This is a genomic window from Arthrobacter sp. S39, from assembly GCF_004320525.1.
Taxonomy (GTDB): domain Bacteria; phylum Actinomycetota; class Actinomycetes; order Actinomycetales; family Micrococcaceae; genus Arthrobacter.
The window spans coordinates 1-26,253 of sequence record NZ_SIHX01000010.1; the positions used below are offsets into that span (position 1 = coordinate 1).

The window sequence follows — 26,253 nt, forward strand, 5'->3', positions numbered from 1 at the left end:
GGGAAAATCATCACCCGCGCCCGCCGCAACCAACTCCTCCTACCCGAATCAGCACCGGAAAAAGACCTCCTAAAACTGCTCCTGGCCAACACCAGCCACCTCAAACAGCTGCCCTCCCCGGGCTGAAACAGACCCCTCACCCTGTCCCGACGAACAGCCCCGCCACCGGAAGTGGAACCGGCTCCCAACCCCAAGACGAACCAACGGGCCACACCGCACTGCCCGAAAACAGAAAACAACCGCCGGCCGCACGCCGGCCCGAACTCAGCGGGCATCACCGGCCATCATGAAAAATCGGGGCTAATGGGGAAGTCCGGGGGAGAGATGCTGGATACGCCTGGTTTGGGACTGGTGCCGGGTACGCGGCGCCCGTCAAGGTGACATAGCTGGGGGATGATTCCGACCCCGGCAGCATGAACTTGCGTGACGACTTCAGGCAGCCATTCAAGTTGCGTCTCCGAAGAGTCTTGGCACATCGCCCGCGTCCCTCGCCGCAGGGTGGTCAACGCAGGTGCCCTCTGTGATGATGAGTCCCAGTCCGGTGGATGCGCGGCGGGCGTAGCAGGATGCAACATCGTGCAGTCTTCCCTAGCCGATGTCAGGAAAGATGAATCGAACCTCATTCTGACCCTGCCTGGTTTTCCGCCCCTGACGTCAGCTCTGAATTTACTTCCACTCAACCAGCCAGCTCATGTCGAATCACCTTCTGGTGACTGATAAGTCTGCGGTACTACTAATGACTGCTTCTGCGACTTGTTGGATCTGCTCATCGGTCATTGCTGTTGAGAGGGCAAGGAGTCCATTGGAGCCGGCCAGGACGCCCTTGTCGTAGAGATTCCACCAAAGCGATTCGATGTCCGCGGTGACTATGCGCATGAGTGATCCGAAGCCGTTGACCGGAACCCCCGCGGATTTCAGTTGACTGCGTAAGAGGTCGCCTCGGGTATTCAGAGCAATAACGGCTTCTTCGTCGTAAAGGCGGAGGGCAGTGAGGCCGGCTGCCATAGTCACTGGGTTGGCCGTGAAGGTACCACCCCACATGACATTGCCCGTCGTTGTTGGGCTGAACGTCTTGAGAATGTCGGCGCTTCCGCCGATCGCTCCGGCGGGAAAACCGCCCCCAATGATTTTCCCCATCGAGATCAAATCCGGCTCCACACCATAATGTTGATGAAACCCTCCCCAGCAAAGGCGAAGGCTGATAACTTCGTCTACCGCTAACAGCACACCATATTGTCGTGTGAGTGCCCTGAGCTGTTGGACGAATTCCTGGGTTGCTGGTTGCAACCCTGCACGGTTAGGCATCAGGTCGATGAGAACCGCTGCAGTTCTGTGGCCGAGGATTTGGAGTGCTTCCGAAACGGCTTCTATGTCGTTTTGGGGGAGGACGATAACAGATTTGTGTGTCGAGGCTGGGACGCCCGGCGATTTTTGGTCCACGACTTCGTCGCCGGTGCCGTGGTAGCTGCCCTCGAAGCGGATGATGATGTCGCGACCTGTGTGGGCTCGCGCTGCGCGAAGCATCATGAGAACGGCTTCAGTTCCCGAGTTGCAAAAGCGCCACTGCTGGATGCCGGTTCGTTCTGCAAGGCACTCGGCCATGTCGACTTCGTATTTGGTGGGCAGGCCGAATGCGGTTCCCTTTTTGGCGGCATCAAGAGCGGCGTCAAGGACTTCTTCGTGGGCATGCCCATGTATCAGGGATGTGTAGTTGTTGTTGCAGTCGATGACCGATCGTCCGGTTTCATCGGTGACAATGGCGCCGGAACCTTCGGCGGCATACGGTGGATGGGGAGGGACGAAGACGGTCGAACGAGTGTTGCCGCCTGGCATGACTTTCTTGGCTCGATCGAAAATTTCGGGCAAGTGCTTGGTGGACGTTGTCATTGTGTCAATTCTCTTCAGTTGGGTCGCTAGGCGGCAGTCCCTGGCCCGCTGCACAGGCCAGGGACTGCGTGTCAACGCATGGCGACGGCATCGATTTCGATGACGGCACCTTCGGCGGCCAAGTTACTGACTTCGACAAGGGTGCTGGCCGGTTTGGTGTCGGGCCAGCGAGTTGCCCGCAGCCTGTTCACTGCGGAACGTTCGTTTATGTTCGTGACGTAGACAGTGAGCTTTACCAGGGAGGCTGGAGAAGAACCTGCTGCGTGAAGGATTGACTCGAGTGAGTCCAATATTCTCGCTGTCTGGGCTTCGATGTCCCCCGGTTCAGGGAGCTGTCCGGAGGCGTCAAAGCCGAGCAGGCCGGAGACGTGCACAAAATCTCCGGCGATTACGGCGTGTGAAAAGTGACCGCGGGGGCTTGGTACGTCAGCGCTCAGCACTTCCGCCCTCTTTGTTGGATGTGTCATGCGCGAACGTCCTGCAATGTATTTTTTTGCGCTCTCGAAATGGCCGTGAGCGTCGAGGTGAATGTTTGGATGGCAAATTCGAGATCTTCATCAGTCCAGGCTGCATTCGGACCAAAGGTCCTGCTGGTAAGCCCGAGCCCAGTGTTGGCCAATCCCAAACACATCAGGCGCCACAACCCGTTGTCAGCACGTTCGGCTGACGCGAAATCAATGACTTCTTCACTGGTGAAGTGGAGACCCACGCACGGGCCGTCGCCAGTGATTGCCAGCGGCATTGTAAGCCTTGCCGAGAGGCCGCGTAGTTCCTCTCGTAGCTTTTCGCCCTTGGACGCCGCTTCTGTGAATACCTCCTTGGTTGTTAGCCGCATCGTAGCTACGGCCGCGGCAAGGGCAACAGGATTTTGAGCATGCGTGTTTGATGCGCTGATTGGTTGCTCAAGGATGTCGGCACGCCCGGTCACTACGGCGACAGGCAGGCCTCCGCCAAGCATTTTGCCCATGACGATCAGGTCCGGCGCTTCAAAGCCGTAGTACTCACTTGCGCCGCCGACAGCGAATCGACATCCAGTGATGACCTCGTCAAGGATGAAGAGCGTCCCATGGCGCTGTGTGGCCGAGCGGAGGCCTTCAAGGAACCCATTTCTTTGATGCACAGCGCCGGGGATCGTCATCATGGGCTCAGCGATCACTGCCGCAACTGACCCCGGATGGAGGTCCAAGGCCTCGTTGACGGCTGCGAGATCATTGAACGGCACGGTGATGATGTTGTCATGTGCCGTTGGAGAGATGCCTGCTTTGGACGATTGTTCGCCGAGGAGGGCGTCGTGTTGGCCGTGGAAGCCGCCAGCTACCCTGATGACGGTCTGGTGTCCTGTAAAGGACCGGGCGAGACGTAGCGCGTATGTATTGGCTTCCGATCCGGAGGGGGCGAAGACGACTCGTTCCGCACCGGGGATGCGTTCACACAACTGTTGCGCGAATTCGTCCCGAATGGGGGAGGGGTGCATCGCGCCTCCGGGCGCCCCCAGTTGGTTCATAGCGTCGTGCACTGCGGCGGCCACGATCGGGTGGGACCGTCCAATAAAGCTTGCGTTCCACCCAGCGTTGCAGTCCAGGATGTCATTGCCATCCACGCCAGTGAAGTGGGAACCCGATCCGCGCTGGATGTAGACGGGATACGGCATTCCCGAGTTGAACCGCGTTCGTTGACCTTTGGCAATGAAATTTTGTGCGGACTCATTCGCCGCCTTCGACAGGGCATTTCGCCGGTGATACGTCTCCAACCACTCATCCTCGAGTGCCTTCAGCGTGCTTGTGTTGGTCATAAGTCTTCCTAGTTCATTTGGTGTGGCCGGCGACCGGGCGCTATGCGCGAACCGATGTTTCCGCAGCTTGCTGTTCCTCGTGGTCATTCATCCTCACTCCCCGGGTTTCCCGGGTGAAGGCAGCCGTCACCGCGACAATGGCCAGAGCGATGCAGACGTAGACGATGATGGCAGTTGTGGAACCGAAGATCTGCAGAAGACCGATCGCGATGGTAGGTGCCAGGCTGCCGCCAACGATGCCGGCGAGCTGGTATCCGAGCGAAGCGCCGCTGTACCGGTGCTTGGCGTCAAATAGCTCGCAGATCCACACTGCCTGGACGCCGTACATGGCAGAGTGGAAGACGAGACCGACCAGCACGGCGAGGATGATCAACCCGACAGATTTGGTGTCGACCAGCGGGAAGAAAGCGACGATCATCCAGATGATCGCACCGACGGCGCCGAAAATGGTCACCGGTTTGCGACCGAAGCGATCGCTTAGCGCGGCGAAGGCCGGATACGTCAGGAGTTGCATTCCCGCTCCGAGCATCGCTGCGGTGAGGCCAACCGTCGCGGGCAAGCCCAGGGTCTTCGAAATGTAGGTCAGGAGGAAGGTAATGAGCAGGTAGAACATAATGTCCGCTCCGGCCCGGATTCCAATCACGCGAAGGACGTCGAGGGGCTGACGTCGCAACAGCTCGAGCACGGGGGATTTGCTGACGGTGCCGCTTTCCTTCAAGACGTCAAAGGCAGGTGTCTCGGTGACCTTCAAACGAATGTAGATGCCGACGACAACTACTACTGCCGACAACAGGAACGGTACCCGCCACCCCCAAGAAACGAAATCATCACGTTCAAGGGCCGAGGACATCAGCAGCAGGATTCCGGTGCTGAGAAGGTTGCCGATGGACGCACCGACCTGTACGAAGCTTGTTAGGAAGCCTCGCCGTTCCTTGGGTGCGCGTTCGGCGATCATCAGTGCCCCGCCAGCCCATTCACCTCCAAGTGCAAGACCTTGAATGAGCCTAATCGTGACCAGCAGAATCGGAGCGATCACTCCTGCGGTCGCATAGCTTGGGAGGAGTCCGATACCGATAGTTGACACTCCCATCACCATGATGGTGGCCAGCAGAACTTTTTTGCGTCCGATCTTGTCGCCGAAGTGACCAGCTATCACAGCGCCAACGGGGCGGGCAGCAAAGCCCACAGCGAATGTTATGAATGATAAGAGCGTTCCGGTAAGAGGGTCATACGACGGGAAAAATACGTCGCCGAAGACGAGGGCGGCGGCCGTCCCGTAGAGGAAGAAGTCGTACCATTCCAGGGACGTGCCAACCAGGCTTCCCATAATGGCACGCCGCAGAGATTTTGTCCGTTCGTGCGTTGCTTGTCCAATGTTTTCCATGATGCCTCCAGGTGATGGTGCCGAAGCTGTCGATGCTTTGAGGTGGTTATGTGTCACAGAGCGGAGGACGCTGCCCGGACGTAGCCTGACTCGACATCGGCCCTTAGGGCTTTGTCGGAGCGGGCTGAAGGGTTGCCGTAGCCGCCCCCTCCGGGGGTAAGCATGCAGATAAGGTCACCCCGCGTGAGTGGGATGTTCTCTCCCTTGCTGATCATGGGCAGGATGACTTTTTCGCCGCGGAGGCGGAACCAGGGTGCCGACGCCGCCCCCGGACCTCCACCAGCGCGACCAATTGGAGCGGTTTTCGATTGGTCTCCCAGGAGGCTCGCGCGTCCTCGATCACCGGTGTACTCGAACTCGAAATGCACACCTAGTCCGCCCCGGAATTCGCCTTCACCGAATGAGTTCTCACGGAGCGAGTACTGGCGGACGAGAATGGGATAGCGCTGTTCCAGTGTTTCGACTGACTGGATCAGGCCAATGCTCATGAGCGAGCAGCCGTTTGAAAGCCCATCTCCAGCTTTATGGCCCCCGTAGCCGCCACCGAGGAAGATGTACATGACAAAGGGGTCTCCTTCCTCGTCAACACCGCCAATGGACAAGTTGTTGGAGGTAGCCGAGGAGCCGGCGGGTACCCGGTCAGGAAGCGCACCGGCCAACGCGCCCATGACCGCCGTGATGATCCGCTGGCTTGTTTCCGCGGCGCATCCAGCGACGGGCCGGGGCACCTTGGCATTCAGGAAGACAGTTTCGGGGATTACGAAAGTCAGGGGTTCAAAGATCCCGGAGTTGATGGGCACGTCCGGGAAGACGTGTTTGATGGCAACAATGGCGCTGGACACAGTCGCCGCATAGACGGAGTTCATCGGCCCTTCGCAAGGGGGTGAGGATTTGCTAAAGTCGACCGTCATTTCCTCGCCGGAGACCGTCAGCTCAACTGCGATGCTCAAGGCCTTGTCCACGATGCCGTCGTTGTCCATGTCCTCGGTGAACTGGTACGTGCCATCAGGGATGTCCTTGATATAGCTACGCATCTGAATCGAGGAACGTTCGCGTAATGTATCGATCACCGCGGAGACAAGGTCGGCACCGTATTCATCAAGGAGCTCGGTCAATCGTGAATCCCCTGCTCGCAACGCCGTCGCCTGGGCCTGGACATCGCCCAGGACATCGTCCGGCAACCGGGAATTAGTCTGCAGGATTGCGAGGATATCCGAGTTCAGTGCCTCGTCAGTGAATAAACGAACAGGCGGGATGCGCAGGCCCTCCTGGTAACAGTCGCTAGCTTCTGCTGCGAAGCCTCCGGGGACGCGTCCGCCAAGGTCTGTCCAGTGGCCTGTGTTTGCCAGCATCGCGAATAATTTGCCACCGTAGTAGAACGGCCGCACCATCTTGGTGTCCATGATGTGAGTGCCGCCGGCGAAGGGGTCATTCACCAAGTACATGTCGCCGGGCTTCGGATCCTTGATCGCGGCCAAGACGCTGGCAACCGTGTATTGCATAGTGCCGACGAAGATGGGCAGACCGCGGACGCCCTGCACGATCATCGATCCGTCAACAGCTGAATAGATTCCGTCGGCCCGGTCCCATGCGTCCGAGATGACCGGCGAGAACGCCATGCGTTCAAAGACGGTGTCCATTTCGTCTGCGATTTGCTCGAGTCGGCCGCGGATCACGGCCAATGACAGTGCGTCTACTTCAGGCCTCATCGGGCCACCTCCACGAGAAGAGAGCTATCGTTCTGGACCACCGACGTTGTGCCTGGTGGCAGGATGATGGTTGTATCTGTTTGTTCAATCACTAGAGGTCCTTCCAGTGTCTGGCCGACGGTCAATGTGTCCCGGGAGAGCACGTCGACCATGACTGTCATGCTGTCGAACGTTATGGTTCGTTTTGCCAGCGCGTGGCCGGTACTCGCGGGTAGAGCTGCCCCCATTTGGAGTGACCGTTTGCCGGTGGCGACGGTACGGAGGTTTATCAGTTTGATATCCCGTGATGGGTGCTTGCCCCCATATGTAGTGGCGTGCTGATCGAGGAACGCCTGGATGAGGCACTTGGCTGTCCAGTTGCTCTCTATGTCTCCGAGGGGAATTCGCAGGGTGTACCTCTGCTTGCTGAAGCTCATTTCAGCGAAGTGTTCGACTGTTATGGCCGTGGTGTCGAAGCCGTCGTTGGTCAGCAGGGCATCACCCGCGAGCCGGTGTTCGGCGAGTATTTGCTGCACTGTGTCGGCAAGGCTGCTGCCTTCGACGGTGGCATTGAGTGCGGTTACGTAGTCGTACTTTGCATCCGCGATCAGGCAGCCGTAGGCGCTCAGGGCGCCTGGGTGGGGAGGGATCAGAACTGAGGTGGCGCCGACAGTCCGGGCAAGTTCGACAATGTGCATTGGGCCGGCGCCGCCGAAACCGACGAGGGCGAAGTTGCGTGGGTCGTAACCCTTGTCAACGCTGACGCTTCGAATAGCGGCGGCCATCTTTTCGTTGGCGATGCGGATGACGGCCAGGGCAGCTTCGTCGACCGTGAGTCCGAGAGGTTCGGCGATTACCTTGCGGATAGCTTCTTGTGCGGCGCTAAGGTCAATCTCGAAGCCCTCTTGTGTCCCCAACTGCTGTTTAGGGGCGATTCTGCCGAGGACGACGTTGGCGTCTGTCACTGTGGGGCGATTTCCTCCACGGCCGTAGCAGGCAGGTCCGGGGTCAGATCCTGCACTCTCTGGGCCGACTTGGAGTATGCCTCCTCGGTCGACGGAAGCGATTGATCCTCCGCCCGCGGCAATGGTGGTGATGTCGATCATCGGCAGTTTGATTGGAATGCCGTAGTCGATGTTCTTCTCGGAAGTGATGGCCGGGCTGCCGTCAGGGATGAGCGCCACGTCAAAGCTGGTGCCGCCCATGTCGCAGGAAATGACGTTGGCAAGGCCTGATGCGGCTCCGAATGCGGCCGCGGCAACGGTGCCCGCGGCTGGTCCGGACAGTAGGGTTCGCGCGCCTAAATGCCCCGCACGGCTGGCGGGTGTCAGTCCGCCGTTGGACTGCATGACCTGAACTTCTTGGCTGAAGCCTTGGGAGTTCAAACGTTTCTGAACGCTGTCCAGGTATCGGCTCATCGTGGCGCTCACATATGCGTTGACAGCCGTGGTGTTGGCCCGTTCGAATTCGCCGGCCTCTGGGCAAAGCTCATAGGACGCACTGACGGCCACGTCCGGGAGTAGTTTTGTCAGGAGTTCGACAATTCGTTGTTCATGAGTGGGATTGACGTAGCTGTTGAGCAGACAGACGGCTACGCTCTCTATGTTTGCCTTTCGTAGCTGTCTTGCCAGCTCATGCACTTCGTCCTCGTTAAGGGCAGTGCAAACACGGCCTTTCGAATCGATGCGTTCATCGATCTCGAAGGACAGGCTTCGAGGCACGATGGGCGTGTAACCAGTAGTCAGCCCATACGTAGTGGGCCGGTCGCGGCGGCGAAGCTCAAGTACGTCCCGGAATCCGTGGGTTGTCACAAGGGCGCAGCGGTCACCCTTGCGCTCCAAGACAGCATTGGTGGCAACAGTCGTTCCGTGGACAACGGCACCTAGGCGTTCGAGCGGTACTTCCAGTTGGTTGAGTCCAGACACGAGCCCCTCGGCCTGATCCCCTGGCGTGGAGAAGACTTTGGCGATCCGCAGACTTCCCGTTTCTGCATCGTGGAGGACTACATCGGTAAATGTGCCCCCGACGTCTATACCGGCGATATATTCCATAAGTTTTGTTCCTTTATCGTTTTCGTTAGATACGTCTGTTCACTGCTGAGTGCGGCGGCGGGCTGCAAGAAGTGCAGTCATGTCGTCTGCGGCCTGGAGTAGGCTGCTCACCCATTTGTCAGTTGAGAATCGGCTGCTCGGTCCCGCCACGCTCAGTGCCGCTACCAATGAACCCGTGGAATCGGCGACTCCGGCAGCGACACCGTCAATTCCTTCTGCGTATTCGCCTTCTGTTATCGCGTATCGTCGCCTCCTCACAGTTGGGAGGATCACGGATTTCAGGAGGTCTTTGGAACGGATGCTGTGTTGCGTGACGGGGGGCAGGTCATCCTCCGGGTAGAGATTGTCGATCTCTGCATCCGAAAGGGAAGCCAACATAATTTTTCCGGACGCGCAACTAATGAGTGGCATCCGAGTCCCGACCCTGATGTCCAGCCTTAGGACGTGATTGGTCTCGAAGCGCTGGACGATAATCGCATCGCGATTCCACGGGATTGCAAGTGATACGGCCTCGCCGGAAAGATCTGCAAGTTCGCGCATGGGCCCAAGCAGCTCACCCCCGAAGCGGGCAGCGTCCGGTACAGCTGCCCCGACCTCAAAAGCCGTAATGCCCAAGACATAATGGCTCTCCTCATTTTGAAAGGCGAACTCCTGTTCGACGAGCGTGGCGAGGAGCATGTGCGCTGTGCTGCGCCCAATTCCCATCCGTCGGGCAACGTCGCTTACGCCAATACCGTCAGGATTCTCGCTCAGCAGCTTGAGCACTCGTAGTGCCATTGCCACTGTGCTTGAGGTCCTAGAGCCATTTGACATATGCGAACACCCTTCGTAAAATGCGAATGCAGGTAGATCATGCCCTGTGCGTAGCGACCGGTCAAGAGTTTTTCCACATTAGGCAGATGTGAGAGTGCGGTATCTCTCTGGCAACCCATTGCAGCGCGGACGTAATGCCGGTGGTACGCACACAATTTTTGGGCCGGATCTCCGAGGGCCGCTCAAGGGATCGGGTGAAGTGGCGGCCTCACTGCTGCGACGGCTCGCCCAACCCTCAATGACCACGCCTTAGATGGTCGTAACGATGCGGGCTTTCGCCTGTCTTCATCTACGTCAGCGAAGACGCCGAGGCGGCTTGCCATTTGGAAAGCCGCCTCGAAAGAGGTTTATGTCCGCCGGCTGATATCTCCCCGGGCGCCGGTGATTCGGCAACCAGCTGGTGCTCTTCGGGTCGAGAGGATCGAAGACGTACTCACGCCAACTGAAGACATCTGGGTTGCGAGCGTCGCGTTTACCGCTTCGGAACAAGTTGAAAAGTGTTTGAAAACCTGAGGGCCCCGGAAACCTGGCCATTGGCCGCAGGCGCATCCTGCCTAGGATTTTGCCGCTACCAAAGTGCCCTTCGCTATGGCGGGAATCGGCGTGGACTGCTGTCTCAAAGTGACACGTTTTGTCCCTGGCCCCCGGCCCCATGCTGGAGGAGACCCTGTAGATCTCAAAGTTTGGTGAGTTGATCAGAATGATGAACCGGAAGCTTGCGCTCGGTCGGCACCTCGAGTGGGGGCTACGCGCGAGCGAGCAAGGCAACCCGCAGGGCGCCTCCGACGGCGAGTCGCTACAGCGCAGGCCGCGCTCGGAGTTGACGGATTGGGCCATCGTCGCCTGCTTCCAAAGAACCACTGGTTTCAGTTGTCCGTCACACCATCGATGGCATTTGGCCGGACATCATGGCGGCAATGGCCTGACAGGGTGCGGCGGGACGCGGATACAAAACGATGCTTGCTGGGGACATGGGCTACACCCAGCGTTGTCTGTGAAGCAAGCCTGCGGGGCGGTAACGGTACGTTCCGCCCCAGGTTCTTACAGGTTCTCACCGGCTGGGCAGGTCCGACTAGCCGCTTTCGCGGTCTAGCTCATTGGCGACTTCTATCAGCGGCCAAGCTGCTGCAAACAAACAGTTCATATTTACAGATCAAGGTGAAAGCAATGAAGGCTCGAGAAGCTCACAGGCGACAGAGAAAGCATGCTGCGCTTTCCGACTGGCGAGAACTGCAGGACGGTGAACGAGTAAACATTTTGAGGAATGCAAGGATCGTTGCCCACGGTCGAGTGGAAGAAGTCTCCGAGAGTGGGGGAGTGCTGTGGATCGTGAATGACCAATCCGAAAACCAAGCGTTTCTCAAGTCGGACGGGGTTTTTGTTCACAGGCATTGATGGCGATCGAAATGACGGCATCACCGCCCAACCGATGCCAGCAGACCGTGTTGACCGCGCCTTGGCGGAGATGTTTGAGGACGGTGTCATCATGTCGTCAACGCGAGCCCGCATCGTTGATTACGCCGGTGCGGTTGCCGTTGTGACGTTCGAGCGCGGCCGGCCGATATAGCGCCAAGGGGCGGTGTATCCCGCGTTTCAGATCCGGACATAATCGATCAAATCATCGTCGTCCATTCCGGGCATGGGCCAAGGCTCGCAGCGGGAACTTCGTCGACATTAGAGATGACAATTGAACAGGATGGTGAGACTGATGGCCGAAGCGCCGACAGCCGGCTCTGATAAAGGCCCGATGGATGCATTCCTGCAGGGCGGCTCCCTCAAGCACGCCCCGGGACCCTACTTTGGCCCCTATGGGGGCCGGTGGATGCCTGAGTCACTGATCGCGGCCCTGGACGAGCTTGAGGACACGTTCGAAAAGGCCAAGGCTGATCCCGATTTCATCGCGCAGATCGCCGAGCTGAATAAGAACTACTCCGGCCGGCCCTCCCTCCTGACCGAGGCCAAGCGGTTCGCCGAGCACGCCGGGGGAGTGCGGATCTTCCTCAAGCGCGAGGACCTGAACCACACCGGTTCGCACAAGATCAACAACGTCCTGGGCCAGGCCCTCCTGGCCAAGCGCATGGGGAAGACCCGCGTCATCGCCGAGACCGGCGCAGGGCAGCACGGCGTGGCCAGCGCCACCGCCGCAGCATTGCTGGGTCTGGAATGCGTCGTCTACATGGGCGCGGAGGACTGCCGCCGCCAGGCGCTGAACGTGGCCCGGATGGAACTCCTGGGCGCCACCGTGATCCCGGTGACCAACGGTTCGCAGACGCTCAAGGACGCCATCAACGAGGCCCTGCGTGACTGGGTGGCGAATGTCGGCAACACCCACTACCTGCTGGGTACGGCCGCCGGTGCGCATCCGTTCCCGGCCATGGTCCGCTATTTCCACGAGGTCATCGGCGAGGAAGCCCGCGCCCAGATCATCGAGCAGGCCGGCCGCCTTCCCGACGCCGTCTGCGCGTGTATCGGCGGCGGCTCCAATGCGATCGGCATCTTCCACGGCTTCCTGGATGACCCGTCCGTGAAGATCTACGGCTTTGAGGCGGGCGGCGACGGCGTCGAAACCGGCCGGCATGCGGCCGTCATCACGCTGGGCAAGCCGGGCGTGCTGCACGGTGCCCGGTCCTACCTGATGCAGGACGACGACGGCCAGACTATCGAGTCCCATTCCATCTCGGCTGGCCTGGACTATCCCAGCGTCGGACCCCAGCATTCATATCTGGCCGATATCGGGCGGGTTAGCTATGAGCCGATCACGGACAGCGAAGCCATGGAGGCATTCCGCCTTCTCTGCCGCACCGAGGGCATCATCCCCGCGATCGAGTCCTCGCACGCCCTCGCCGGCGCCATCAAGGTGGGCCAGCGGCTGGCGGCAGAAGCCAGCGAGGCAGGCGCCGCAGGCACCGCGGCAGAGAAGATCGTGATCGTGAACCTGTCCGGCCGCGGTGACAAGGACGTTGCCACCGCAGCAGAGTGGTTCGACCTGCTGGACAAGGATTCCGCAGAAGCCGCCATCGGCAAGGAAGGGGAACAGCTGTGACCGGCGTTCAGGACATCACCAGCACCAGCAAATCGGCAGCCGCCATCGACAAGGCCCGCGCCGAAGGACGGGCGGCCCTGATCGGCTACCTGCCTGCCGGGTACCCCACTGTCGAGGACACCATCGCCGCGGGCATCGCCCTGGCACGGAACGGGGCCGACCTGATCGAGATCGGCATCCCGTACTCGGACCCGGTCATGGACGGCCCGGTCATCCAGGCAGCCACCACGGAAGCCCTGGCCAACGGCTTCGCCGTCCGCCAGGTCTTCGACGTGGTTGCCGGCATCACCAGCCAGACCGACGCCGCCGTACTTGTCATGACCTACTGGAACCCGGTAGTCCGGATGGGCGTGGACGAGTTCTCACGCCGCCTCGCCGAAGCGGGCGGGGCCGGTCTGATCACACCGGACCTTATTCCGGACGAGGCCGCGGAGTGGATGGAGGCGTCCGACAAGTACGGCCTGGACCGGGTGTTCCTGGTGGCGCCGTCGTCCTCCACTGAACGCATGAAGCGCACCGTGGAGGCCAGCCGCGGCTTTGTGTACGCCGTCTCGATCATGGGTGTCACTGGTGCCCGCTCCTCGGTCAGTTCGGCTGCCAAGGGCGTCGTGGCCGCCGCGAAGGAAGCCGGCGCCGAGCGCGTCTGCGTGGGCCTCGGAGTATCCAATGCCGAACAGGTGGCCGAGATTGCCGCCTACGCGGACGGCGTGATCGTGGGCACCGCCCTGGTCGCCGCCATTAGGGACGGCGGCGTGGAAGCCGTCGCGAGCCTGACCAAGGACCTCAGCACCGGACTGACCAGGAAGTAGCCCTTATGCAGACCCTCCTCCACGCCGCGGCCATGGTGCCGGCGAGCATCCCGAGCCCGGACTGGTCCGGTTTCGACATCCCGCTGCCGTGGTCCTCCGTATCCAAGCACGCCGAAGCCCCTCAATCGAGGACAGCAGCATCAAAACCTACGGGGCTGCTCGGCAAGGTCGCTGGAACGTCTCTGCCTGGATGGCCGGCAGGACAGACATCGCCGAAGGGCGGCCTCGGACGTGGCTTCGCGTGGTGGCCAGGACTTCGAGTTCTAGGCTGCGCCCGTCTTCATTTCGGAAGCGCAGAGAGGACTACGGTTTGAGCGTTCTCCGAGTCTCGTGAACTTCATTGGGCGGCGCGAATTCTGCGGTCGCCCCAGAGTGTCTCAAACTGACACGGTACCTAAAGCTGAAGCGTTAAGCATTCCGGACGGCCCGTAAGAGTTGATTTTAATGATGAGCCGAATGGTGGCGGCCGAGACGCGACTGCAGCGCGCTGTTGGCATCCAAAGGTGGCGTAGTGGAGACGATCTGGGCAAGTAAGCCCGTCTGTTTAGCAAACACAAAAACCACTAGCAATTCTGTCAGGTTGATGATGAAGCTTGGGAATTCAGTAATAGAAAGACGCGGCCGAGGAGACCGCCAAAGGAGCGCGCAAATTCGTAACGCGCCAGTGCCCAATTATGGTGGCAAGAAATTGCTTCGACGAAGGAAGCTATCACCATATGCCGAAGGCATGGTTGTGCCAAGACAGAATAGCTGCTGACCCTTGATTGGCGCCCAATATTTAAGCAAAGGTTTAATCAAAGCTAAACCGGCGGTCACAGCTTTCACTTAGTGCGCAAGCTATTTAGACGTCCAGGTCTAATGCCATCGGGCAATCAACAAAGGACTGGTGCAAAATCTATGACGAGAATTTTTAGTACACGTTGGGACAACGGAGCGCGACGTGACGTGGTGGAAGTAAGCTGCGACGGGAGATTCGTGCAGAGGGGAACCGTTGATGAATGTTCTACCGACGGTGACGTCGTATGGATCCTGGACAGCCTCGGCGAGCGGAGACTCTTTCATGAACATGACGGTTGTGACCTCGTTAAAGTGAATAGATAGAGGTCTTTACTTGCAAAGAGAATGCGACGTTTTGCAAGTCCTGTTTACATATTGAAGTCCCGCACCGGCTGACAGCTGTTGAAACGGCGGTAAAGTCATCTCTGACGTGCCCTCAAGTGGAGACTCCTGGTGTGCACTTGGACATGGTGAAGGGCTAGTCTACGGGCACGGTTAGAGTTCCCTTGAATGACAAACCAGTCAATACTCGGACTCCCCAGTTGATGGCGATTGCGCTACAGCCTGGAAATCCAGCTTGAGAACGGCGTGCGAAAGCAGGACTGCCCGGTCGGTCAGCTTATCCAAATCTTCGTCGTCGCACTCGGGGGATGCCCATCGGGTCGCACCTTCCAGCAATGTCATTACAACTTTAACCCGCTCCTCCGCCTCCAGATAACCCATATCGAGGGCAGCGGCCACGTACATGTCCTGATGTAGGTTTACCCAATCGTCTACCTGGGCGCGCAGCTCACTGGGGAGGATGCGGGCCATTCTGTCCGTGGCAACCAGCAGGTCCCATAAGTTGCTTTCGGGGAGCCTCACTTGTCGAGTGAAGTGCAATTTGACCATGCAGACCCAGAACTCCTCAGCCGATTCCGCTTGGTCAACGGCTTCCAGGAGTGCCACGCCGAATCGATGAAAGTGCCAGCGCAGTGATTCCGCCACAATCTCGTCCCTGCCGCCTGGAAAATGCGAGTAGAGGCTCGGCGGCTTGATATTGACGGCATTGGCGATGGTCCGCATGGATACGGAGTTGAACCCATTGGCGATGGCGAGTTGCAGGAAGGCCTCAAGTATGTGTCGTCGCGAAGCTCCCTGGCCCGCCCAATCCCACTCTTCCAAGCGGTGGGCGAAGGTGTCGCGGGCGGCCTTATAGGACGTGCTGCTCATGATTTGACCCTAGCAGTTGCCAGCCCGACACCTTGGTTGCACAGAGCCAACTTCGGTACCGAAACGGGAATCAAATTTTGTGGAAACTATTGGCTAACGATCATTAGTTAGCTATCCTGAAAGAGGCGCAAAGCAGCACCTGCTGGCTCCGCCGTCATCAGCGCATAGCAGGAAGGAACGGATCATGTCTGCCGACGATTCGAACCGGGAAGCCAGAGAAAACACCATGGTCTTTGGCAGTGGGCTTTCGGGCATGGTCGCCGCCTACATCAGTGCCAGGGCGCTTGAAGACGACGCGGCCCACAATCCCAAATGGCACGCGCAGCAGGCCTTCCGCCCCAAGGGCCAAGGCTGGGGAAGCAGATGGATTGCCTCCCGCCGCGCTGGTACTGCCGTCTCCTAAAATTACCGGGCACCTCCAGAAGGAACTATCTGCCATGGCCTCTGCCGAAGTAATTTCCCCTTGGCTGCCGCATGAGTCACTGCGACAAACAGACCGAGTGCGCGAACTCTTCCTGATGCAACCCCATACCGATCTCACCGGAATCCGGCCCATAGTGGCGCGCTCCTGGTACCGAAGCCGGGCAGCCGGAGTTGATGCTGTCGCGGACCGTGGATTCTTTGACGAGGGCCGCGTGGATGAGTACACAATCCATGCAGCCGGCCCGCACCTGCAGAAACTGGATGAGGTTGCCGCCGACCTGGGTGGCTACGTTAGCCTGACAGCGCCCAACGGTGTGCTGATCAAAGCGAACTTCCTGCGTGATGACGGCTTTCCTGCTGGATATTCACTGCTGGAGGAGAGTTGCGGGAGCAACGGTGAAGGTCTGGCGCTGGAAGAAGGACGCGGTGTCTGGCTCGCACCGGAGGAGCACTTCCGCGAGGACATGCGGGGCAATTGGTGCTTTGCTTCCCTAGTCCGGGATCCGTTCCATAACAGGATTCGGGCTGTCATAGGGCTCACTCTGCCCGGTAACCGGGTCTCCAAGCTGGAGCCGTCGTCCACTCTATTGATGCTGGAGGGGGTTGCCTCCCGGATTGAACGCGACATCGAGGTCCGGACGTCATCCAGGGAACGGGCGCTGCTCAATGAGTACTTGAGGGTCTCCCGTCGCAGGGGCAACCGTGCCGTGATTGCCTTCGATGGCAAGAACTCCCTCCTCAACGCTTCGGCAACTGCCACCTTGGAGGACAGCGACTTCTCCATCATCTCCGGGTACGCCAAAGCGGTGATGTCCTCCGGCCGGGAACTGAACTGCGAGGTATCGCTCCAGGGATCAGGGCTTTCCACTCTGGAAGTTTCACCAGTCACCTTGTCTGCGGCCAACGTCGGGGCAATCGTGGTTGTCCGGCCGCACTCACCTGTCACTGAGCGCATTTCCGAACCCATCAGTGTGCCGGACAAGCCGGAGTCGTCCCTGCCGGACACCGCGGACCGGCTCATGAAGCATCTGGACGGGACCAGCATGGGATTCAAGCGCACCCTTAACCTGGCTGGAAAGGCACTAGAGCAGGAACGCTCGGTAGTGGTGATCGGTGAGCTGGGCAGTGGGAAACGCCGGCTCGCGGGTGCCATTGCAGCACTGCGTGGCGAGCATATGGTGGTCGACGCCAGGGGTGGTGCCCTCAGGAATCCCCAACTCCGCGACGTCATCCATCGCGTATCGACCGAAATGCCCTCAACACTCATCGTTGAACATGCCGACGAGCTCTCACAAAACGAGGCCGCCGAGCTGGCGAGGAACCTCCGGGGCAATGCCATCACCAAACTCGCATTCACCATCACGCGGCCCACGGATGCCACCCTGCTTCTCTCCGAAGCGTTCGATGTCCTGGAGATTGCGGTTGAGCCCCTGCGTAACAGGAGGGAAGATATCCCGCCGCTCGCGAACGCAATAGCCGAAGAGATAGGGGACCGCAGGCTGTCCCGGCGGCTCATCACAACGCTGACGCATGCAGACTGGCCCAGGAACATCGATCAGCTGCGGGCAGTGGTGTCCAATGCTGTTGAACGGGCCGACGGCGCCGAAGTAACGGTGGACGATCTGCCGCAGGGGTTCAACCGCGTTCTGACCAAGGGGCGGTTGTCCCGGCTGGAGGACGCCGAGCTCAGCGAACTCCGTACCGCTCTCCAAGAATCCGGGGGCAACCGTAGCCTGGCGGCCGAAACCTTGCAGATTGGCCGCTCCACCCTCTACCGCCGGATGGACTATTTCCGCAGCCGCGGATTCGACCTCTAGCTCCGGACCCTTTTGAAGCAGCTGGCCATCGCGTGTGGTCGGCTGCTTTGTCTTGAACTACCCAGGGCGCATGGGACAGTGTCCCACGCGGGTGTCTCGATCTGGTACGGATGAGCCTGCACATATCGCGTTCTACTTGAAATTACCCGGACACCGGCACCCTCCCAAGGGGTGTTTGGCAGATAAAGAGGGTTACAAAACGAACAGGACGACGACTATGACGCGCGATGCCCAGGGGACCATTCTTGTGGCCCCCCATCACTTTCCGAACCTGGACCGCGAGCACGCGCTCGCTAAGGAGTTCGGTTACACACTCAGCCCGGCTCCCGATGCCGAAGCCTTCCGTGAAGGACTCCCCGAAGCCGACATTGTGATGATCACCCCATACGCGAAACTTACCGCTGCGGACTTTCCCATGATGACCAGATGCAAGGCAGTCATCAGGTACGGGATCGGCTATGACAACATCGATGTTGCCGCTGCAACCGAGGCAGGTATTCCGGTGTCCATTGTCCCTGGGACAGCTTCGGAGGAAGTGGCTTCGCACGCTTTCGCCATGGGCCTGGCGTTGGCCCGCAGGCTGCCCACGGGTGACGCGTCGATCCGGGATCTCGGCTGGGCCGGGACCATCGGCTATGACACGCCGGTATTGTCCGAGCTCGAGGTCGGTGTTCTGGGAATGGGCCGCATTGGCCAGCACGTTGCCCGGATGTACCAGGCTGTGGGTGCCCGTGTCCGGGCTTACGATCCGTTCGTGACGGACAGCTTCGTGGAGCTGACCGGGCTGGATGACATCCTGGAGAACTCCGATGTCGTCTCATTGCACCTGCCTCTGACCGCAGAAACCCGAAACCTGGTTTCCGGCGATGTCCTGGCACGGATGCGCCAGGGCGCAGTGGTGGTCAACGTCTCCCGCGGCGGCCTCATCGATGAAGCAGCTCTTGCCGAAGCACTGACCTCGGGACACATTGCCGGTGCCGGCATCGACACCTTCGCTGAAGAGCCGCTGCGTGAGGGGCACCCGCTCCGCTCCGCGCCCAACACCATCCTGACCCCCCACATCGCGTGGCGTTCCAACCGCTCCACTGGCGCACTGCAGGACGGAGCCGTGGAACGGGTCCGTCTGGCACTGACCGGGCAACCGCTCATCGACCTCGTGAACTGAAAGACTGGAGAAAAACCAATTGGGAACAAAAAACCACCTGGAAAAAGTCGCGGAGAGTCACCCCGCGGAGGATCCACATCTGCGCAGAGGACCCCGCGGCTTCCCCTTGCTGCCGGGCGGCTACGGCCGATCAACGTATTACACGGGAGCCCCGAGCCCGTATGCCATCCGAGGCGAAGGCTACCGCGTCTGGGATGACCGCGGCCATGAACTGATCGATGCAAACAACAACTTCACCTCGCTGATCCATGGCAACGCGCACCCCGAGATCACCGAGGCCGCGACGAAGGCACTCAGTGCCGGCGCCAGCTGGGGAATCCCGAACCTCTATGAGTGGGAACTGGCAGACCTCCTGCTGTCCCGCCTGCCTGATCTTGACCAAGTACGATTTGCCAATTCCGGCACCGAAGCCGTGATGTCGGCAATCCGCATCGCCCGGGCAAGCACTGGGCGCGAACGCGTCATCGTCACCAAGGGCGGCTACCACGGAACCTCCGAAGTGGCCCTGGTTCCTGGCGGACCGGCATACCAGCGCGGAGTGACCCGCGGTGTGATCAACGACGTCACTGCCGTGCCACTGAACGACGTCGACGTCCTGCGTCAGGAAGTTGAAGCCGCACCGGACGCCTACGCCGCAATCATCCTGGATCTGCTGCCCAACAGGGCCGGTCTTCTCAGGATTTCCGAGGATTTTGTGCGCGCTGCCCGTGAACTGGCGACGCGGTACGGGATTGTCCTGATCATCGACGAGGTCATCAGTCTGCGCCTGGGATTCAACGGCTTCAGTGGTGAATACGGCGTTTCCCCCGACTTGCTCACCACGGGCAAGATGATCGGCGGCGGCTTCCCCGTAGGCGCTGTGGCCGGCCGGGCTGAACTGATGGCCCAAGTGGATCCGACCCGGCCAGGCAGCTTGCCCCACGGCGGCACCTTCTCCGGGAATCCGGTCAGCATGGCTGCCGGAGCGGTTGCCTTGCGCCTCTTCACCCAGCAGGAAGTAAAGAGACTGAACCACCTCGGTGACACAACGCGTGACGCAGTGAACCTAAGGATCGCCGACGCCGGCTGGGAGGTGCGCGGCCGAGGTTCCCTCCTCCGCGCGGTTCCTGCCGGCGCAGAAAAGGTCGACGAACAGACACAGCATCAGCTCTGGTGGGCGTCCTACGAACGGGGACTGCTCGGTTCGCCCGCCAACCTGCTGTCCTTGTCCACCCCCATGGACGAGAAAGTCGCCGCGGATATCGCGGACCGACTCGCCGACGCCGTGCTCGCAGTTGCCGGGAAACCTTCCCTCACGGAAGACGGGAAATAGGAAATATGCAAATCATCTCGTACGAACACGAGTCCGGTATTCGGGGTGGGGTCCTGATTGAAGATTCTGTCCACGACCTCGAGCTTCTCTTGCAGGCTTCGAGTGGGGCAGTTAATGGTTCAACCACGTCAGTCCGTGAATTCCTTGAGCTCTACGGCGACCGGATTGCATCGATCTCGGCTGAGCTGTCCGCTCTCGCTGCGCAGGACCCAGAGGCCCGCGTCGGGGAGCGTTCCGAGGTTCGGTTGACCACCCCGGTACCGGATCCGGCCAAGGTGCTCTGCATTGGCCTCAATTACAAGGACCACGTGGCGGAAACCGGCCGGGCCTTCCCCGAATATCCGGACGTGTTCGCAAAATTCGCCTCCACCATGGTGGGTCCGGAGGACGAAATCGGCGGTGCCCGGGTCAGCGATAACCTCGATTTCGAGGGGGAAGTTGCCGTGGTCATTGGCCGCCGGGCGAGCGAGGTCTCCGAGGAGGAAGCACTTAACTACGTGGCCGGTCTGGCTCCGCTGAACGACGTCACAGCACGCGATCTCCAATACCGCGGGACTCAGTGGCTCGCCGGCAAAGCCGTTGACGGTTCAACCCCCTGGGGCCCTGCACTGGTCACCCTCGATGAAGTGGGAGACCCGCAAACGCTTGACCTGGCGACGCGGGTTAACGGCATCGAAGTGCAGCGTTCCAACACGGGATACCAGATCTTTTCCATCGCCCGCATCGTCTCCTACCTGTCGAGCTTCCTCACCCTCGAACCGGGAGACGTCATCGCCACCGGCACCCCGCAAGGCATTGGGGCCAAGCGGAATCCTCCCGTCTGGCTTCAGCCGGGCGACACGGTGGAAATTGAGATCGACAAGGTGGGGCTGCTCCGCAACCGCGTCGGCAAGCCCCAGCTATAACCCCTCCAACTCTACGAAAGTAAGAAGACCCATGAGTGAAGTACAGACACAACCAGGTGACGCGAGGTACCGCATCGCTGTCGATACGGGTGGCACGTTCACGGACGTGGTGGTCGGATCGAATACAGGCGACATGGCGGTTGGCAAAGCATTGACCACCTATGACCGCGTCTTCACCGGCTTCGAAGCCTCCGTGCGCCGCGCCGCTGAATCGGTTGGCTGGAGCGGAGATGACGTCCTCCGCCACGCTGACGTGATCGTCTACGGCACCACGCACGCCACCAACGCAGTACTGACGGGCAAGGTGGCCAAGACTGCCCTGTTGACAACGGACGGTTTCGCCGACACCCTGCTACTCCGTGAGGGTGGCCGCCGGGACGCCTTCGACTCCAAGGCTGCCTACCCGCCGCCCTACATTCCCCGGCACCTGACCTTCGAAATCACAGAGCGCATTTCCGCTGAAGGCGATGTCCTGGTGCCGCTGGACGAAGAGCAAGTACGTGAGATTCTGGGTTCCTTTAAGGACCAGGGAATCGAGGCGGTAGCCGTTTCCTTCCTCTGGTCGATCATCAACGATGCCCACGAGAAGCGCGTCGCGGAACTCATCAAGGAAATCCTGCCAGGTGTTCCCTACACGCTGTCCAACGAGGCCAACCCAACTATCCGCGAATACCGCCGCTCCTCGGCAGCCTCGATCGACGCCTCCCTGAAGCCGCTGATGGCTGACCACCTGGGCAAGCTGCGCTCGGACCTCCAAGAGTACGGTTTCGGCGGTGACCTGCTGGTGGTCACCTCCGAAGGTGCGGTGCTTGACGTCGCGGATGTCCTGGACCGGCCGGTACTGTTGCTGAACTCCGGCCCGTCCATGGCGCCGCTTGTGGGCGCGGCCGCTGCTCCGGAGCGGGACACGGTCGTGGTCTGCGATATGGGCGGCACCACTTTCGACGTTTCCCTGGTTGAAGAGGGCGTTGTCCGCCACACCCGGGAAGCCTGGCTGGGTGAGCCTTTTGTGGGACACCTGACCGGTCTTTCCTCGGTGGCCGTGTCCAGCATTGGCGCCGGTGGCGGCAGCATTGCATGGATCGACGGCGGTGGCCTGCTTCGGGTGGGTCCGCAGAGCGCCCGCAGTACTCCAGGGCCAGCCGCCTACGGACGCGGTGGTGAGGAACCCACGGTGACTGACGCCTGCGTTGCGCTTGGTTACCTTGACGCTGAGGGCTTTGAAGGCGGGTTCACGCTGGACCGCGAGGCAGCTGTCCGCGCCATCGATACCCGCATCGCCGGCCCCATGAGCATGGATACCCTACAGGCCGCACAGGCCATCCTGGATGTCTCTGCCAACCACATGGCCACAGCCATCCGCCAAGCTTCCCTGGAGCACGGCGTGGACCCCCGGGGCGCCTTGATAGTGGCTGGCGGTGGCGCAGGTGCCATGGTCGCGGCCGCGATCGGTGTCCTCCTCGAAACCGATACGATCCTGATTCCCGCGACGGCCGGCGTGCTGGCCGCTTACGGCGCCCACCGCGCCCCCATCGCCACGGAATTCCTCTCGCCGCTGCACAACGACACGCGCAGTTTCGACGCCAGGTCAGCCTCCCGTGCAGTCGAGGACCTGACCGGCAAAGCGGACGCCTTCGTCGAGCGCTTCGACGGCGTAGGAGACGCACCCAACGTCACCTACTTCGTCGACGCCCGGTACCCAGGCCAGGCATGGGATCTGCGCGTCTACTTGGACGCTGCCCCCGATACCGCCGGCGACGCTGCCGGGATCATTGAGCGGGCCTTCCACGAAGAGCACGACCGCCGCAACGGAACCCACGATTCGGACAGTCGGGTGGAGATCATCACCTGGGGTGTCCGGGTCGAAATCCCGAGGCCAGAACACACGAAGGACCAGGTCGAAGCCAGCCGTGCCACCGAAATCCACCGCACAGACTCCATCGTTTTCGGCGGCGAAAGTTTCAGCACCCAGCGGTACCGCGGTGTCACGCTGGCACCCCGGGACAAGATCGTTGGGCCTGCGGTCATCGATCAGCCCACAACCACCATCGTCGTGCCGCCGGAGTGGAACGCCACGCTCGACGAACGATCCAATATCTACCTCACCCGTAAGGAGGCGTAACCGTGACGCGCGAATTTGATCCCGTAAAGCTCTCGGTACTTGCCAACGCATTCGACGGCATTGTCCGCGAGATGACCAGTGGCCTGCTGCGTTCGGCCCGTTCCTCCGTCATCAACACGGCCAGGGATTTCTCCTGCGCCGTGTTGACAGCGGACAACCAACTGCTCGCCGCGGCGGAAGGTGTCCCGGTGCATGTCTTCGGCGCCGGCCCGCTCGGCGAAGATATGGTGGAACTACACGACGACATCCGGGAAGGCGATGCCTTCTTGCACAACGACCCCTACCGGGGGAATTCGCACGCAGCCGACCATGTGATTCTGGTTCCGATCTTCATCCAGGGACGCCACCTCTTCACAGCCGTCACGAAGGCCCACCAGGCCGACTGCGGCAACTCGCTCCCCACCACGTTCTTCGCCACGGCCCGCGACGTCTATGAGGAAGGCGCCCTGATCTTCCCCTGTGTCCGGGTTCAGCGCGACTACACGGACATCGACGACATCATCCGTATGTGCCGGTCCCGCATCCGCGTACCGGACCAGTGGTACGGCGACTACCTCGCCTCGGTGGGTGCCTCCCGGATCGCCGAGCGCCGCCTTCACGAACTCGCCGAAAAGTTCGGCGTCGATGATCTGGTGGACTTCGTTGACGCCTGGTTCGACTACTCCGAGCGGCTCACCGCCAGCGCCATCGAGACGCTGCCCGAGTACGTTCTGCACGGAACCACCGCCCACGACCCCTTCCCGGGCACCGGCCCGGACGGAGTGCCCCTGCAGGCAACCATCGAGGTCAAGCCCAAACAGGGAAAGATCACCATCGACCTGCGGGACAACCCGGACAACCTTCCCAACGGCCTGAACCTCACGAAGGCGACGGCGACAGGCGCGGCGCTGGCAGGCATCCTATCCGGTATCCCGGAGAACCTGCCGAGCAACGCTGGAACCTTCCGCAGGATAGAGGTGCTGCTGCGTGACGGCTGCGCCGTCGGCATCCCTAAACATCCCTTCTCCTGCTCGTCCGGAACCACCAACCTGGCAGACCGCGTCGTGAACCTTGTCCAGGCCGCGTTTTCACAGATCGACGACGGCTACGGCACCGCTGAGGGGGCTGCCGGGCAGGCACCCGCGAAGTCGGTCATTTCTGGAATCGACGAGCGAAACGGCAACGCCTACGTGAATCAGATTCTGGTAGGCGGCGTCGGTGGCCCGGCCACCCCTTACGTCGACGGTTGGCCGACGTACCAGCGGCCCGTCTGCGGTGCCCTTCTCTACCACGACAGCGTTGAGGTAGATGAGCAGCGGTACCCCATCCTGGTCCACGAACGCACCCTGATTGCTGACTCCGGCGGAGCCGGCAGGCAGCGAGGCGGACTCGCAACGCGCGTCACCATGGAACCACGGGTTCAAAGCATGACCATCACGTACGGCATCGAGGGCAAGCTGAACCCACCCAGAGGCGTTCGCGGTGGTCGCGATGGCGCTGTGCCAGCGGCGTGGGTTGAAGACCTCAAGACCGGCGAACGCCGCGAGATTCCCGTCGTGGGCCGATACGACCTGCAGTCCGGTGAAAAGGTAGTATCCATCACCCCGGGCGGTGGCGGATACGGTGACCCGCTGGAACGTGACGTCCTGGCGGTCCTCGACGACTACCGCGAGTCGCGGGTTTCCCTTGCGGCGGCGGTTGCCGAATATGGCGTCGTTATCATCGACGGCGCAATCGATGAAGCGGCCACGGCAAAGACCCGCCAAGAGCGTCTGGCCAGCTAGAAGTACCAGCCATAGCAACTGATTCCGGGGCGGGGTATAGTCCTCGCCCCGGAAGGTTTCACCAACTAATGACGGAGATTCACATGGAACCCATTCGAGTCGGCATTATCGGCGTCGGAAACGTTCTCAACCAATACCTGGACAAGATCGGCGTCCACCCGGACGTCGACGTTGTCGCACTGGCAGACGTTAACGCGGAGGCCGTGAAAGCCCGGGCAGCTGAATATTCGGTTCCCAAGGCCCTCACGCCGGACGAACTGTTGGCCGATGACGAGGTAGAGCTGGTCCTCAACCTCACGCCGCCGAAGCTCCATGCGCCGGTGACCCTCCAGGCCATCGCCGCAGGCAAGCACGTCCTTTCGGAAAAGCCGTTTGCCACCTCCCTGGAGGAAGCTCGCCAGATCCTGGACGCCGCCCGCGAGGCTGGAGTGAAAGTGGGGTCTGCTCCCACCACCTTCCTCGGTTCCGGCATGCAGACCAGCCGCAAGCTCATCGATGACGGGTGGATCGGCGAGCCCGTGGCTGCTTTCGCGTCCTTCGCTTGCCGCGGCTACGAGCACTGGCACCCCAACGTCGACCCCTTCTACAGCCCCGGAGCCGGCCCAATGCTTGATATCGGGCCGTACTTGATCACGAACCTTGTGAATTTCTTCGGCCCGGTCAGGCGGGTTTCTGCAACAACGCCACGTTCATCAGAGACCCGGCCCCGTCCCGGCAAAGAGGGCGAAGTTATCCAGATCAAGACCCCAACGCACGTCACCGGCACCATCGACTTCGAGTCCGGCGCGACCGCTACAGTGATCGTCAGCTGGGACATCTGGAACCACAACCTGCCGCACCTGGAGATCTACGGGACGGGTGGCTCGCTGGCGGCGCCAAACCCTGACCACTTTTCCGGGGCACCCGTGCTACGCCGTGGCGAGCCAGGCGACCTGGCGTTGGACATGACTCCTCCGGGAGGTGGCGACTGGCGGGAAACGCCGATCACCCACCGTGATGATGCCTACCGGGGCATCGGCTTGGCCGAATTCGGCTACGCCATCCGCAAGGGCGTCGAGCCGCGCACCGGTGGCGACTTCGCCTACCACGTGCTGGAAGTCCTCCTCGCCTTTGAATCATCCTCCGAGCAGGGCCGTCACATCGAGATTGAAAGCACCTGCGAGCGGCCACGGCCGCTGCCTTCGGTGGGACCACAGGAGCCCTACCGTTTCGACTAGAGGGACGTTAGACAACAGCAGCCGACGGCGGTACTTGCGTGCCGCCGTCGGCTGCTGTTTTTGTGCCCCGTGG

The 26,253-nt window shown here is 60.8% G+C and carries 18 protein-coding genes and 1 pseudogene; 11 read left to right on the top strand and 8 right to left on the bottom strand.

What is annotated here, in order from left to right; genetic code table 11:
• Positions 1-699: 699 nt before the first annotated feature.
• The 7 genes from EYS21_RS18110 to EYS21_RS18140 all read right to left on the bottom strand — a co-directional run bounded on the left by EYS21_RS18110 (position 700) and on the right by EYS21_RS18140 (position 9,567).
• Entirely contained in the window at positions 700-1,887 is a 1,188-nt protein-coding gene (locus tag EYS21_RS18110; RefSeq protein WP_131134642.1) for an aminotransferase class III-fold pyridoxal phosphate-dependent enzyme, read from the bottom strand.
• 71 nt (positions 1,888-1,958) lie between these two features.
• Positions 1,959-2,354: a RidA family protein gene (locus tag EYS21_RS18115; RefSeq protein ID WP_131134643.1), complete on the bottom strand. Its 396-nt coding sequence runs from the start codon at positions 2,352-2,354 to the stop codon at positions 1,959-1,961.
• Positions 2,351-3,679, bottom strand: a complete 1,329-nt coding sequence (locus EYS21_RS18120) for an aminotransferase class III-fold pyridoxal phosphate-dependent enzyme (RefSeq protein ID WP_165478352.1) — start codon at positions 3,677-3,679, stop codon at positions 2,351-2,353. The genes EYS21_RS18115 and EYS21_RS18120 overlap by 4 nt, the downstream gene beginning before the upstream one ends.
• Before the next feature lie 40 nt (positions 3,680-3,719).
• Positions 3,720-5,063 (bottom strand): MFS transporter, encoded by a 1,344-nt coding sequence (locus tag EYS21_RS18125; protein ID WP_131134645.1) that lies wholly within the window; start codon positions 5,061-5,063, stop codon positions 3,720-3,722.
• Positions 5,064-5,116: 53 nt separating this feature from the next.
• Complete coding sequence (locus EYS21_RS18130; protein ID WP_131134646.1) at positions 5,117-6,772, bottom strand: hydantoinase B/oxoprolinase family protein; 1,656 nt, start codon at positions 6,770-6,772, stop codon at positions 5,117-5,119.
• Positions 6,769-8,802 carry a hydantoinase/oxoprolinase family protein gene (locus EYS21_RS18135; RefSeq protein WP_131134647.1) on the bottom strand — a complete coding sequence of 678 codons (2,034 nt, stop codon included), beginning with the start codon at positions 8,800-8,802 and terminating at the stop codon, positions 6,769-6,771. The genes EYS21_RS18130 and EYS21_RS18135 overlap by 4 nt, the downstream gene beginning before the upstream one ends.
• A gap of 39 nt (positions 8,803-8,841) precedes the next feature.
• Positions 8,842-9,567: an IclR family transcriptional regulator gene (locus EYS21_RS18140; RefSeq protein WP_207307810.1), complete on the bottom strand. Its 726-nt coding sequence runs from the start codon at positions 9,565-9,567 to the stop codon at positions 8,842-8,844.
• 1,477 nt (positions 9,568-11,044) lie between these two features.
• Between EYS21_RS18140 and EYS21_RS23795 the strand changes: the two are divergent.
• The 3 genes and pseudogenes from EYS21_RS23795 to trpA all read left to right on the top strand — a co-directional run.
• A pseudogene (locus tag EYS21_RS23795) lies at positions 11,045-11,238 on the top strand (pyridoxal 5'-phosphate synthase lyase subunit PdxS); the annotation flags it as partial.
• A gap of 85 nt (positions 11,239-11,323) precedes the next feature.
• Complete coding sequence (trpB, locus tag EYS21_RS18155; protein ID WP_131134651.1) at positions 11,324-12,658, top strand: tryptophan synthase subunit beta; 1,335 nt, start codon at positions 11,324-11,326, stop codon at positions 12,656-12,658.
• Entirely contained in the window at positions 12,655-13,467 is an 813-nt protein-coding gene (gene trpA, locus EYS21_RS18160) for a tryptophan synthase subunit alpha (protein ID WP_207307812.1), read from the top strand. Before trpB ends, trpA begins: the two co-directional genes overlap by 4 nt.
• A 1,299-nt stretch (positions 13,468-14,766) precedes the next feature.
• Here trpA and EYS21_RS18170 read toward each other — a convergent pair.
• A complete protein-coding gene (locus tag EYS21_RS18170) occupies positions 14,767-15,456 on the bottom strand; it encodes a TetR/AcrR family transcriptional regulator (protein WP_131134653.1) in 690 nt (229 codons plus the stop codon).
• A 184-nt stretch (positions 15,457-15,640) separates the two neighbouring features.
• Here EYS21_RS18170 and EYS21_RS18175 point away from each other — a divergent pair, with 184 nt between their 5' ends.
• From EYS21_RS18175 to EYS21_RS18210, 8 genes are all read left to right on the top strand, one after another.
• The gene (locus EYS21_RS18175) at positions 15,641-15,859 is read left to right on the top strand and encodes a hypothetical protein (RefSeq protein WP_131134654.1); all 219 of its coding nucleotides are present in this window, start codon (positions 15,641-15,643) and stop codon (positions 15,857-15,859) included.
• A gap of 97 nt (positions 15,860-15,956) precedes the next feature.
• Positions 15,957-17,696 (top strand): helix-turn-helix domain-containing protein, encoded by a 1,740-nt coding sequence (locus EYS21_RS18180; RefSeq protein WP_242633493.1) that lies wholly within the window; start codon positions 15,957-15,959, stop codon positions 17,694-17,696.
• A gap of 217 nt (positions 17,697-17,913) precedes the next feature.
• The gene (locus tag EYS21_RS18185; protein WP_131134656.1) at positions 17,914-18,861 is read left to right on the top strand and encodes a C-terminal binding protein; all 948 of its coding nucleotides are present in this window, start codon (positions 17,914-17,916) and stop codon (positions 18,859-18,861) included.
• A 19-nt stretch (positions 18,862-18,880) separates the two neighbouring features.
• Positions 18,881-20,173 (top strand): aminotransferase class III-fold pyridoxal phosphate-dependent enzyme, encoded by a 1,293-nt coding sequence (locus tag EYS21_RS18190; RefSeq protein WP_207307813.1) that lies wholly within the window; start codon positions 18,881-18,883, stop codon positions 20,171-20,173.
• A gap of 5 nt (positions 20,174-20,178) precedes the next feature.
• Complete coding sequence (locus EYS21_RS18195; protein ID WP_131134657.1) at positions 20,179-21,078, top strand: fumarylacetoacetate hydrolase family protein; 900 nt, start codon at positions 20,179-20,181, stop codon at positions 21,076-21,078.
• 31 nt (positions 21,079-21,109) lie between these two features.
• Complete coding sequence (locus EYS21_RS18200) at positions 21,110-23,200, top strand: hydantoinase/oxoprolinase family protein (RefSeq protein WP_131134658.1); 2,091 nt, start codon at positions 21,110-21,112, stop codon at positions 23,198-23,200.
• Between the two features lie 2 nt (positions 23,201-23,202).
• A complete protein-coding gene (locus tag EYS21_RS18205) occupies positions 23,203-24,963 on the top strand; it encodes a hydantoinase B/oxoprolinase family protein (RefSeq protein WP_131134659.1) in 1,761 nt (586 codons plus the stop codon).
• Positions 24,964-25,046: 83 nt separating this feature from the next.
• On the top strand, positions 25,047-26,180 hold the full coding sequence (locus tag EYS21_RS18210) for a Gfo/Idh/MocA family oxidoreductase (RefSeq protein WP_207307814.1): 1,134 nt from the start codon (positions 25,047-25,049) through the stop codon (positions 26,178-26,180).
• The last annotated feature ends 73 nt before the right edge of the window (positions 26,181-26,253 follow it).